This window comes from Onishia taeanensis, assembly GCF_013349955.1.
Lineage (GTDB): Bacteria > Pseudomonadota > Gammaproteobacteria > Pseudomonadales > Halomonadaceae > Onishia > Onishia taeanensis_B.
On record NZ_JABVXC010000005.1, the window covers coordinates 51,679 to 63,107 of the forward strand.

At 61.6% G+C, this 11,429-nt stretch carries 9 protein-coding genes; 7 read left to right on the top strand and 2 right to left on the bottom strand.

Features of this window, described 5'->3' with window-relative positions:
* The 3 genes from HUS66_RS08095 to HUS66_RS08105 all read left to right on the top strand — a co-directional run.
* Nucleotides 1-888, top strand: an 888-nt coding sequence (locus HUS66_RS08095; protein ID WP_254628750.1) for a methyl-accepting chemotaxis protein, incomplete at its 5' end; no start/stop codon positions are given.
* A gap of 294 nt (nt 889-1,182) precedes the next feature.
* A complete protein-coding gene (locus tag HUS66_RS08100) occupies nt 1,183-2,940 on the top strand; it encodes a methyl-accepting chemotaxis protein (protein WP_175070410.1) in 1,758 nt (585 codons plus the stop codon).
* A 322-nt stretch (nt 2,941-3,262) separates the two neighbouring features.
* Nucleotides 3,263-4,828 (top strand): putative bifunctional diguanylate cyclase/phosphodiesterase, encoded by a 1,566-nt coding sequence (locus HUS66_RS08105; protein WP_175070411.1) that lies wholly within the window; start codon nt 3,263-3,265, stop codon nt 4,826-4,828.
* A gap of 43 nt (nt 4,829-4,871) precedes the next feature.
* Here the strand turns inward: HUS66_RS08105 and HUS66_RS08110 are convergent, their stop codons facing one another.
* A complete protein-coding gene (locus tag HUS66_RS08110; protein ID WP_175070412.1) occupies nt 4,872-5,804 on the bottom strand; it encodes a LysR family transcriptional regulator in 933 nt (310 codons plus the stop codon).
* Nucleotides 5,805-5,965: 161 nt separating this feature from the next.
* On the opposite strand from HUS66_RS08110, the gene HUS66_RS08115 reads away from it, so the two are divergent.
* The 4 genes from HUS66_RS08115 (at nt 5,966) to HUS66_RS08130 (ending at nt 9,578) form a co-directional block, all read left to right on the top strand.
* The gene (locus HUS66_RS08115; RefSeq protein WP_175070413.1) at nt 5,966-6,436 is read left to right on the top strand and encodes a DoxX family protein; all 471 of its coding nucleotides are present in this window, start codon (nt 5,966-5,968) and stop codon (nt 6,434-6,436) included.
* 111 nt (nt 6,437-6,547) lie between these two features.
* Entirely contained in the window at nt 6,548-7,369 is an 822-nt protein-coding gene (locus HUS66_RS08120; RefSeq protein ID WP_175070414.1) for a DODA-type extradiol aromatic ring-opening family dioxygenase, read from the top strand.
* Nucleotides 7,370-7,602: 233 nt separating this feature from the next.
* Entirely contained in the window at nt 7,603-8,211 is a 609-nt protein-coding gene (locus tag HUS66_RS08125; protein WP_175070415.1) for a LysE family translocator, read from the top strand.
* Between the two features lie 107 nt (nt 8,212-8,318).
* A complete protein-coding gene (locus tag HUS66_RS08130; RefSeq protein ID WP_175070416.1) occupies nt 8,319-9,578 on the top strand; it encodes an EAL domain-containing response regulator in 1,260 nt (419 codons plus the stop codon).
* A 75-nt stretch (nt 9,579-9,653) separates the two neighbouring features.
* Here the strand turns inward: HUS66_RS08130 and HUS66_RS08135 are convergent, their stop codons facing one another.
* Entirely contained in the window at nt 9,654-11,306 is a 1,653-nt protein-coding gene (locus HUS66_RS08135) for an acyl-CoA dehydrogenase family protein (protein WP_175070417.1), read from the bottom strand.
* Nucleotides 11,307-11,429: the final 123 nt, after the last annotated feature.

Below are 11,429 nucleotides of genomic sequence, written 5' to 3' on the forward strand. Positions count from 1 at the left end.
GTGCGCAACAGCACCAATCACGTGCGTGATGCCGCGACGCAAATGGAGCAGGGCAGCCAGGAACTGGCCACCCGCACCGAGCAGGCGGCCGCCAACCTGCAGCAGACCTCGGCCTCGATGGAGGAAATCACCTCCACCGTGGATCACAGCGCTCAGTCCGCTCAACAGGCCAATCAGCTGGTGCTGAGCACCGGCGAAGTGGCGCGCCGCGGCGAGTCCGCCATGCAGGATGTCGAGCGCACCATGTCGGATATTCACGACTCGTCCAGCAAGGTCAGTGACATCGTCACCATGATCGATTCGATCGCCTTCCAGACCAATATCCTGGCCCTCAATGCCTCGGTAGAAGCCGCCCGTGCCGGTGAGCACGGGCGTGGCTTCGCCGTGGTGGCCGAGGAAGTGCGCACCTTGGCGAGTCGCTCCAGTGACGCATCGAAGGAAATTCGCGCCTTGATCGATACCTCCGCTGAGCACACCAAGTCGGGCGCTGAGCTGGTGCGTAATGCGGGTGCCACCATGCAGGAGATTGCCGAAAGCGTGGCCAAGGTGACGGATGTGATCGGTGAGATCACGGCCGGCGCCAAGGAGCAGAGCACCGGAATCGGCCAGGTCAATACGGCGGTTACCGAAATGGACACCATGACCCAGCAGAATGCGGCCATGGTTCAGGAGTCGACCACTACTGCCAGCCAGATGCGCGATCAGGCCGAGCAACTGCAACGCTTGCTCAATTCCTTCGTGCTGGGTAGCGATGACGCCTCGTCTCACCAGTACGATGAGCCAACAGCGCCTGCGCTGCCCTCAGCGTCGAGCCCAGCATCGCGTCAACAGGCGCCCGCTCGCAGCAAGTCGGCGGCCCATGCCGAGGAGGAGTGGGAAGCCTTTTGATCGTATGGCCTAGCTGATAGGCGATAGTAAAGGCTCGAGAGGTTGGAGATGGCAAAGCCAGTTGGCCGAGAGGTCAGCTGGCTTTTTCTGTTCTTATTGTTAGGTATTTCTAATAAATAAGAATGCTCGCGGACCTGCCTCAGGGAGCTGTCTTTATGGTTGAACTCCTCCCTTTTTCGCCTATGGGAATGATGGGTGTTTACTACTCCTTTGGTCGAGCTTTGCTCAAATTTTGCAGAGACATGCCGATAGACAATAAACGGACTTTTTGCAGATCGAGGTGGATGCGCTCTTATGGAAAAAAATAAAGCAACGCTAAGCTGGTGGAATCTGCAGACCAAGACCATGGCATTGGTACTAGTGCCACTATTGTTGATAACCGCCATCCTGGTAGGGATGAAGAGCTATCAAAGCGTCCAGTCTTCCAGGGAAAACTTGGCGCATCAACGCGAAGAACTGTTGCAAAGTCGGCAAGCGACAGTGAAAGACGTGGTGATGGCGGCCAAGAGCGCCATTGCGCCTATCTACGATAATGCTGGCCCCAACGATGAAGACGCTAAAGCCCGGGCGGCGGAGATTCTGCGGTCGATTCGTTTCGGTGACGGAGGTTATATCTTCGTGTTTCGTTACGATGGCACCACCGTTGCCCATATCAATCGCGACCTTGAGGGCAAGAACCTGATTGGCTTGCAGAGCCCCGACGGTGACTACATGATTCGGTCACTGATCGAGAATGCCAAGGCCGGAGGAGGCTTCCATGAGTATCCCTGGCCTCACCCCGAAACCGGGCAAGAAGAAGACAAATACTCCTATTCTATAGGGCTGGATAAATGGGGCTGGATGCTGGGCACCGGCGTCTATGCGGTTGATATCGACGAAGCCATGGCCGAGGCTCGCGCGACCGCCAGCGACAACCTGCGTGACTCGATCATCAGTTCGCTGCTGACGGCACTGGCGCTACTGCTGGGTGTTGCGTTGCTGGCAAGCTGGTTGGTCAAGCGTACCCTCAAGCCGATCCGCTCTGCGGCCCAGACGATGGGCAACATCGCTAGCGGCAAGGGCGATCTGACCCAGCGCCTGAACGTCTCGACTCACGACGAGGTCGGCCAACTGGCCGAGGGCTTTAATCTCTTCGTCTCGCGCATGCAGGACACCCTGCGTGAAGTGCGCAACAGCACCAATCACGTGCGTGATGCCGCGACGCAAATGGAGCAGGGCAGCCAGGAACTGGCCACCCGCACCGAGCAGGCGGCCGCCAACCTGCAGCAGACCTCGGCCTCGATGGAGGAAATCACCTCCACCGTGGATCACAGCGCTCAGTCCGCTCAACAGGCCAATCAGCTGGTGCTGAGCACCGGCGAAGTGGCGCGCCGCGGCGAGTCCGCCATGCAGGATGTCGAGCGCACCATGTCGGATATTCACGACTCGTCCAGCAAGGTCAGTGACATCGTCACCATGATCGATTCGATCGCCTTCCAGACCAATATCCTGGCCCTCAATGCCTCGGTAGAAGCCGCCCGTGCCGGTGAGCACGGGCGTGGCTTCGCCGTGGTGGCCGAGGAAGTGCGCACCTTGGCGAGTCGCTCCAGTGACGCATCGAAGGAAATTCGCGCCTTGATCGATACCTCCGCTGAGCACACCAAGTCGGGCGCTGAGCTGGTGCGTAATGCGGGTGCCACCATGCAGGAGATTGCCGAAAGCGTGGCCAAGGTGACGGATGTGATCGGTGAGATCACGGCCGGCGCCAAGGAGCAGAGCACCGGAATCGGTCAGGTCAATACGGCCGTCACCGAAATGGATACCATGACCCAGCAGAATGCGGCCATGGTTCAGGAGTCGACCACTACTGCCAGCCAGATGCGCGATCAGGCCGAGCAACTGCAGCGGCTGCTCAATTCCTTCGTGCTGGGTGACGACGGTGCCCAACCGTTTCAGCGTGCTGAGGAAAGGGCGCCTTCGTTGCCCTCCACCTCTAGCGCATCTTCACATGCAGCGGCACCCGCTAAAGCCAAGTCATTGGCACATAACGAAGAAGAGTGGGAAGCCTTCTGATCGCCAGCTCCGCCACCGTTCCGGTGTCGGGCCAGTTTACGCAGCAAGCGAGACACAAGCAGACCGCGGGAAGGGGCAATACACCCTTACCCGCGCTTGCCTCATCAGCGACTTTTCTGGGAAAGCGTTGGTATCAAGCGACTATTAAGCCTGCTGGGGTTGGCGTCTTTGTATACCCTTGTAGCTCTTTTGGGGTACATGAGGACTGCAGGCAATGAGGTCATTCGATGTTCCGACAACAACAGACCGCAGACGGCGCACGCTTACACTGTGTGCCTTACCCCATCTCAAGCGATGCGGCAGTCTGGTTCTGTTGTTGCTCATGGGCACCTGGATCGTCTATGCCACGGGAGGAACGGCCTACGCATACCCTTATCTGATGTTGGCGCCGGTCCTGATAGGTGCCTTCTGGTATGCGTTGGCCGGCGGGCTGTGCGTGGCGCTTGCCGCCGGCATTCTGATGGCCTTCATGCCCCAGGATGCTTCGCTTAATATCGAGCAGAGTACGGCCAACTATCTGATTCGCATAGCACAATACCTGTTGCTGGGGGGAGTTTCGGGGTGGCTTTTCCTGCTGAGACGTCGGTCGGCACGCCGCCATAGAACCATGGCGCGTACCGACCCGCTATCAGGGCTCGCCAATCAGGTTGCGCTCAATGAAGACTTGGGACGCCACCTTGATCTGCCCGCCACACGAGGTGCGACGACCGGGTTGATGCTGGTACGGATCACCGATATCACTGACGTCATTGATGCCATGGGCCTGGATGCCGCCGATGAACTGGTGCTCTCGCTGAGCGAGCGCTTGAAAGGTGTGGTATGTGGGAAGCCGTTCGCCTATCGGGTCAATCATGATGAACTGGCACTGATACTCCACGATATCGACCTGAGTGATATCGAGCGGATCGCTTTGAAGCTGCTGGATGTCGGCGAAGAAAGCTACCTGATTCAGCAAGTGCCTGTGCGCATGCAATTGGAGGTCGGCAGTAGTCTGCGGCAAGGGGATAGTGTCACGCAGGGAAACCTTGTCCGTGAGGCCCGTATTGCTTTGTTCACGGCCATTCAGGAAGGCAGCGCTCACAAGCATTTCTCTCCTCGACTCGAGCGTCACTCCCTCGATAGCCTGCAATTAATTGCCCGCGTGCGCAGTGCTCTCCAAGAAAGAGAGTTTTCGTTGCACTACCAGCCCAAAATCCGTTTGGCCGACGATCGGGTATGTGGCAGCGAAGGCCTGATCCGCTGGCCGCAGGCCGATGGCACTCTTATTCCCCCCGGCCAGTTCATGCCCAAAGTGGAAAGTACCTCGCTGATCAATCCCGTTACTCATTTCGTGGCTCGTGAGGCGGCAAGCTTTGCCCGTCGGCATGCTGGCTGGGGTGTCATCAGCATTAACCTGTCTGTGCACAATCTCTATGATGACGACTTGGTCGACTTGCTGATCGAGTTGGTCGAGCAAACTGGTTTGACCACGGAGTGGTTGGAGGTGGAAATTACCGAGACCGCCTTGATCGGTGATCTGGCGGCGGCACGTCGTGCCATCCAGCGCATTCGTGATGCGGGGATCGGGGTGAGCATTGATGACTTCGGAACGGGGTTTGCCTCTTTTGAATACCTTCAGCACCTGCCGATTACGGGACTCAAAATCGACCGTACTTTTGTGGCTCAGTTGGAAACGAACTCTCGTACCCGCAAATTGATGACCTGCATGATTGAAATGGGGCATGCACTGGGCTTAACGGTCACTGCCGAAGGGGTGGAGACGCAAGGGCAGGCAGATATTCTACGCGAGCTTGGCTGTGATCAGGCGCAGGGGTTCCTCTATACGGGAGCCTTGCCAGCGGGTGACTACCTGGCCTGGTGCGATGCTCATGCCGAGACTCTGTCCTGAAGCGACAGACCGGGCTTGCTGTTTGGCCTGTGTCGAGTTGGCCTCAGCCGTTGAGTGCCTGGCGCAGAAATTCGCGAAATACGCGGACCCTCGCCGGGGCCTGGAGCCCTGACAGCGTGATGGCATAGAGCCTTGCCTGCGCGACGCTATGGTCCGGCAGGACGGGCACTAGCTTGTGCTCATCGACGAGAGGCTGAATGATCAGGTCTGGCAGCACGCCGATCCCTCCACCCGCAGCCAGCAGTCGGGCGAGGCTGGCATAGTCTGTCGTACGCAGGCGAGGCGGAACCTTGATCTCGCTTCGCTTGCCGCGCCGGTCGGTGAGCACCAATGGCGTGGGTCCCTCTAGGCCGCGACGAATCGCCAGCGCGTGATGCTGCAGGTCGCCAGGGTCTGCCGGTGTGCCGTGCTTTTCCAGGTAGTCGGGGGACGCATAGAGCCGCATGTGGAAGTCGGCGATGCCAGAGGCACGGTAGTTCATGTCGGGCAGGTCATCGGTGCTGGCGCGCAGCGCTAGGTCGATGCGGTTGGCGGCCAGATCCAGCGGCGTATCGGTCATCAAGAGTTCGATGCGTATCTGCGGGTGGCGCTCCTGGAAGGCCACTACCAAGGCCGGCAACAGGTCGATGCCCATATCGACCGGTGCGGTGACCCGCAGGTTGCCTTCGGGCACCGAACGCGAGGAACGGGCGCTTTCGGTGGCATCTCCCAACAGTTGCAGCGCCTCCCGGGCCTTGGCATGGAACAAGAGCCCCTCCTCGGTAGCCGAGACCGCCCGCGGGGTGCGGGCCAGAAGCGCTGCGCCGAGGCGACCCTCCAGTCGTGAAATGCGTCGACTGACGCCGCCTTTGGTTTCATCGAGCTCCCGAGCCGCCGCGGAGATGGAGCCGAACTCCACCACGGCACAGAACGCGCGGATGTCCTCCAGGGCGCCGCCCAGCGTGACACTGTTCGGGGTTTCCAATTCATCAACCATGCGTTGCCATTCCGCCATCTCCCGGAAAATCGGAAACCCCAATATGCTGTCTTCCATCCACAGGACGCAAGCGCCTGTTGCGATCCACTAGCTGTCGCATCGCAACTTCAGACGTTGCAAACCACAGGCGCTGCGACCACAGACGATTCGAGGACACGCTCATGAACCAGAACATCGATACCGCCGCATCCACTGTCACTCCCGGCCCGGCGATCTTCCAGCGCCTGTCGGTGCTGTCCTATCCGTTGATTCGCGTGACCGCGGGCTTGCTGCTGATGCCTCACGGCGCCCAGAAGCTGTTTGGCTGGTTTGGCGGCTATGGTCTCGAAGCGACCGGCCAATTCTTCGCCGACAGCCTCGGTATGACACCCGGCGTGCTGTTTGCGCTGATGGCGGGTCTGGTCGAGTTCTTCGGTGGTCTAGCCTTGGTGCTTGGCCTGCTGACACGCCCAGCGGCACTTGGCGTGATGGTGCTGATGGGCGTCGCGCTGAGCGTGCACATTCCCAACGGCTTCTTCTGGACCAACGGGGGCCTCGAGTATCCGCTGATGTGGGGGTTGGTAGCCTTGGGCATCTTCCTGCGCGGCGGTGATCGCTTCTCACTTGATGCCAAGCTTGGCCTCAAGATCTAAGCCATCATCCTGAGTGACCCCTTATCTTGAACTTCACCCTTAGCCCTAGCGCCGGCTTGAAAAAGCCGGCTGGCGGCGATGTTGCCGCCCTTGAGTCTCGGAGGTTCGACCATGTCCCATCCCGCTGCTTCCACTTCCTTGCCGACAGTGTTTCTGCCCCATGGCGCCGGGCCTTGCTTCTTCATGGACTGGCAGCCGGCTGGGCTGTGGGATCGTATGGCCGCCTGGTTGAGCGGCTTGACCGACACGCTAGAGGTGAAGCCTCGCGCAATCTTGGTGATCTCCGCGCACTGGCAAGCTGACACTTTCACCGTCAATACCCAGGCGTCGCCATCGCTTTATTTCGATTACTACGGTTTTCCCGATCACACCTACCGGCTGAGCTGGCCGGCGACGGGTGACCCTGAGCTTGCCGCCGAGGTGCGTGAGCGGCTGGCCGAGGCCGGGCTTGCTTCCAGCGAAGACGATCAGCGCGGGCTCGACCATGGCGTCTTCATCCCGCTCAAGCTGGCGTTCCCGGAGGCCGAGGTGCCGGTGGTTCAGCTATCGCTGAAGAAGGGGCTAGACCCCGCCGAGCATCTGGCCCTGGGGCGTGCCTTGGCCCCGCTGCGCGAACAGGGCGTGCTCATCATCGGCAGCGGCATGAGCTATCACAACATGGCGCGATTGAGGCGTGGCGGTGCGGTCGTCGATCCGGATTCCCGCGCCTTCGATACCTGGCTTGGCGAGACCGTGGCGCTTGCCGGCTCGGCCCGCTCTTCGCGTCTTATGGACTGGGCGTCAGCACCCAGCGCGCGTGCCTCCCATCCGGAAGAGGAGCATCTGCTGCCGCTGTTTGTGGTGGCTGGGGCCGGCGGTGAAGCTCCCGGCAAGAAGGTATTTGAGGACGAGGTAATGGGCAGCGTGCAGTCGGCCTTCGTTTTCGGTGCCTGATTCGCAGCAAAAAGGCGCCCCGCATGCTGCATCGAAGGTCGGCTTGGCCGGGGGGCGGCCGGCGCCTATGATAGTGTTTCGCTATCACACCCTTGGCTATCTTCCTCCTGGCAGGGCAAGTTGGCCTGGATAGGGCATGTTTACCTGGAAAGAGTATGTTTGCCTGGAAAGAGCATGGCCAAGGAGGGCGGCGAGAACTTAGTGCCAGCAAGCCATGAAATAAGGAGATATTCATGCCGTTCACCCTGTGGCTGTCGCTTGCGGCAGTCTGTGCCATTGGGGCCATGTCGCCTGGGCCTAGTCTCGCGCTGGTGTTACGTCATACCTTGGGCGGTGGTCGCCTGCCGGGAGTGGCAGCGGCGCTTGCGCACGCAATGGGCGTAGGGCTCTATGCGCTGTTGACCGTCTGGGGCCTGGGAGCCTTGATTGCCCGCCACCCGCTACTGTTCCAGGTGATTACCTGGGCCGGTGCCGCCTATCTCGCCTGGCTTGGTGTGAAAGCGCTGCGGGCCGGCCAGGCATCAGCGCTGCAGGCCAGTGGCGTGGCCACGACTCAAGTGCAGGCCGCCCGTGACGGGATGCTGGTGGCGCTTGGCAACCCCAAGCTGATCCTGTTCTTCGTCGCGCTGCTTAGCCAGTTCGTCAGCCCTGACATGAGCGCGGCGGCCAAGGCGTTGATCGTCGCCACGGCGATGGTCATCGACGGCGGCTGGTACGTGCTGGTGGCCGTGGCGCTATCGCATTCCGCCGTGCTGCCCTGGCTTCAGGCTCGGGCTCACTGGCTCAATCGTGTAACCGGGGTGATCCTGTTGGGGTTGGCCATTCGGGTGCTATTCGGATAGCGCAGACATTTATACGTTAATCGCTTAGTTGGCCGGATCAGTTGGGTGTATAAGTGAGTGGCTAGGCCACGTTGGCCGAGCGACAACTCAATCGTGTGAGAGCTCTGATGCCTCTGGATACTGCGCCACTGGCCGTCGTCGTCGACAAGGACCCAGGTGTTTTGGCCGACCTGACTCACCTGTTGCGTACCTTGGGGCTCGAGACTCACCACCAGCCTGCCGACTTGCGGGCATGCCTCACCTGTCTTAGGCCGCGGTTAGTGATCCTCGATCTGGAAATCGACGGGGTCGAAGGAATCGATACCCTGCGCTATCTCGCGGACGTCGGCTATCAAGGTTCGGTGATGCTGCTCAGCGCCGTGGACCCCAAGGTAATGCGGATCGCTGAACGGATGGGCCATACTCTTGGCCTGGCCATGCTGGATTCGTTGAGCAAACCGTATGAACTGAGTGCCCTGCATGACAGCCTTGATGGACTGCGGATGCCGTCACAGGGCGACACCGCCGATGAGCGCAATCAAGAATGGGGCCGCGGGGAGATCGTTCGCGCTCTGAAAGAGCAGGAGCTGGTGGTTCATTATCAGCCCCAGTTCGATCTGGCCTCTCAGGCCCTCAGCGGCGTCGAGGCTCTGGTGCGCTGGCAGCACCCCGTGTGTGGGCTGATTTGGCCGAGCCACTTCCTGAAGTTGATGACCCTGGAGCAGACGCGGCTGATGACTCGCCAGATCGTGGCGCAGGTCGCTCGCGATTCACAGCTCTGGCGGGTAGCAGATCACCAGCTGTCGGTGTCGATCAATATCTCTCCCAACGAGCTACTCCATGATGATCTTGTCCCGCTGATGGACGAACTGCAGCAGTCGCTGGGGTGTCGGCTGTCGCTGGTGCTGGAAATCACCGAAAACGATGCCATGCATGATGAGCTGTTGAGCAGCGAGGTGGCGGCTCGGCTGCATCTGCTTGGCATGGAGCTGTCGGTCGACGACTTCGGTGTTGGTTTCTCGTCTCTGGCACGCCTCCAGCTGCTGCCGATCAGTGAAGTGAAGATCGATCGCGGTTTCGTGCGCCACCTCAATGACAATCCCGAGGATGCGGCCATTGTCGAAGCCGTGGCCTTGCTCGGGCAGCGGCTTGGTATCCGGGTGGTGGCCGAGGGCGTCGAGACGCTGGAGAGCCTGACGCAGTTGGCACGTTTTGGCTGCACCCATGCCCAAGGCTATGCGTTGGCGAGGCCCATGCCGATCGAGGGTCTGCTTGCGCTGATCGCGAGTCTGGGCAGCTGTCAGCCCGCGACATCCGACCCCACCGAGCCCCAGGCCTATCAGTTCTGGATGCCGCGTAACGTCAAGCCCGCTAATAACGCACCCTGATCGAGGCACGGCTCTTTATTCGGCGACGGCGTGGTGTACACAGCTTGGCGGCAGCAGGCGCTTCCTTCGTGGCGCTCAGGGCGTGATTCGCTCGAGGATAGCGGCCAAGGGCGCCTCCACCGGCAGTACACCGTAGGCCGGGCTCGGCGCTTCGCCGAGCCGCGTTCGGCAGAAGGTATCGGCCACTGCCGCCGGGGCGAAGCGCAGCAGCAGCGTGGCCTGCAGGGCCTGGGCCATGCGCTGGGTCAACCAGCGTGCGCGCAGCGTCAGGGTCTCGCTGGGCTGCGTCAGTGCTTGGTCGAGTTCGGCCAGGGCACGGTCGAGGTCGGCCTGCTGGCCGTGCGCCGCCCTGAGCTCGCTTGTCAGCGCCTCGATGCTCTCCGGATGGCGCGCCATCACCCGCAGCACATCCAGGCAGATGACGTTGCCTGACCCCTCCCAGATCGAGTTCACCGGCGCCTCTCGGTATAGCCGTGCCAACGGTGTTTCTTCCACGTAGCCGATGCCGCCCAGGCATTCCATGGCCTCGGCCATGAAGCCGGGCCCGCGCTTGTTGTGCCAGTACTTGGCAAGCGTCGGCAGCAGTCGTGCCAGGGCTCGCTCGTGGTCGCTGCCGCTGGCTTCGCCATCGAAGGCACGGGCGGCGCGCAGACTCAGCGTCACACCGGCCTCGACTTCCAGCGCCAGGTCGGCGATCACCATCCGCATCAGCGGCTGCTCGGCGAGCGGCCGGCCAAAGGCGTGGCGGTGGCAAGCGAAGCGCCATGCTTCGCGTAGGGCCTGTCGCATCATGCCCACCGGGGCCACGGCAGCGTCGAGTCGTGTTTGCTGGACCATATCGAGAATGGTGGCGATGCCGCGGCCCGGTGAGCCGATGGGCTGCGCCCAGGCGTGACGGTACTCGATCTCGGCGGAGGCGTTGGCACGATTGCCGCACTTGTCCTTGAGACGCTGAATCTCGATGGGGTTGCGGCTGCCGTCGGGCTGGAAGCGCGGCACCAGGAAGCAGCCGAGGCCATCTGGCGTCTGCGCCAGTGTCAGGAAGGCATCCGACATCGGCGCGCTGCAGAACCACTTGTGGCCGGTCAGCCAAGCGCCCTCACCGTCGGCCTGGGCTCGGGTGGTGTTGGCCCGCACGTCGCTGCCACCTTGTTTCTCGGTCATTGCCATGCCCAGCGTCACCGCTGACTTGTCATCGCGTGGCAACGCTCGTGGGTCATAGTCCCAGGTCAGCAGCCGCGAGCCCCAATGGTCCAGTATCCGATCATCCTTCGCCAGCACCGGCATGGCGGCATGGGTCATGGTCAGCGGGCAGCAGATGCCGGGTTCGGCCTGAGTCAGCAGATAGAGCGCGGCAACGTGCGCCTGATGGCCACCGCGGCCTTCCTCCTGCCAGGCTACCGCATGCCAGCCGTGGTCGAAGGCTTCGTGCATCAGCGCATGGTAGGCAGGGTGGTACTCGACCTCGTCCAGCCGCCGCCCGTGCCGATCGAAGAGCCGCAGGCGCGGCGGGTGCTGATTGGCTGCCTCGCCCAGCGCCTGCAGCCGCCGGCTGCCCACCGCCCGGCCTAGCACGGCGAGTCGATCGGTGACCCAGGCGGGGGCCTCACGCGCCAGCGCTTCGCGCAGCGGCGTGTCGTCGGCCAGCCAGTCCTCGTCCTCGAGCGGCGGCGGCTGGTTGACGACCTCATGAGTGGCGAGGTGTTGGCGGGGGGCGCTATCGGCCATGGCGGTGGGCTCCAGGCGGCATCTCGAGGCAGGCGCTGACGATAGGACTCAACCTCTTGGTCTTTTGAGCATGGTCAGCGAGCGGTGATCGGTCAAACGTCGCCAGGCTGGCCCCGGCCCGGT

What these genes read in the sequence shown, in the direction of transcription:
- HUS66_RS08100 (WP_175070410.1), top strand. Translation starts at nt 1,183, where the DNA reads ATGGAAAAAAATAAAGCAACGCTAAGCTGGTGGAATCTGCAGACCAAG.
- HUS66_RS08110 (WP_175070412.1), bottom strand. Translation starts at nt 5,804, where the DNA reads ATGGTTGATGAATTGGAAACCCCGAACAGTGTCACGCTGGGCGGCGCC.
- HUS66_RS08125 (WP_175070415.1), top strand. Translation starts at nt 7,603, where the DNA reads ATGCCGTTCACCCTGTGGCTGTCGCTTGCGGCAGTCTGTGCCATTGGG.
- HUS66_RS08105 (WP_175070411.1), top strand. Translation starts at nt 3,263, where the DNA reads ATGGGCACCTGGATCGTCTATGCCACGGGAGGAACGGCCTACGCATAC.
- HUS66_RS08115 (WP_175070413.1), top strand. Translation starts at nt 5,966, where the DNA reads ATGAACCAGAACATCGATACCGCCGCATCCACTGTCACTCCCGGCCCG.
- HUS66_RS08120 (WP_175070414.1), top strand. Translation starts at nt 6,548, where the DNA reads ATGTCCCATCCCGCTGCTTCCACTTCCTTGCCGACAGTGTTTCTGCCC.
- HUS66_RS08135 (WP_175070417.1), bottom strand. Translation starts at nt 11,306, where the DNA reads ATGGCCGATAGCGCCCCCCGCCAACACCTCGCCACTCATGAGGTCGTC.
- HUS66_RS08130 (WP_175070416.1), top strand. Translation starts at nt 8,319, where the DNA reads ATGCCTCTGGATACTGCGCCACTGGCCGTCGTCGTCGACAAGGACCCA.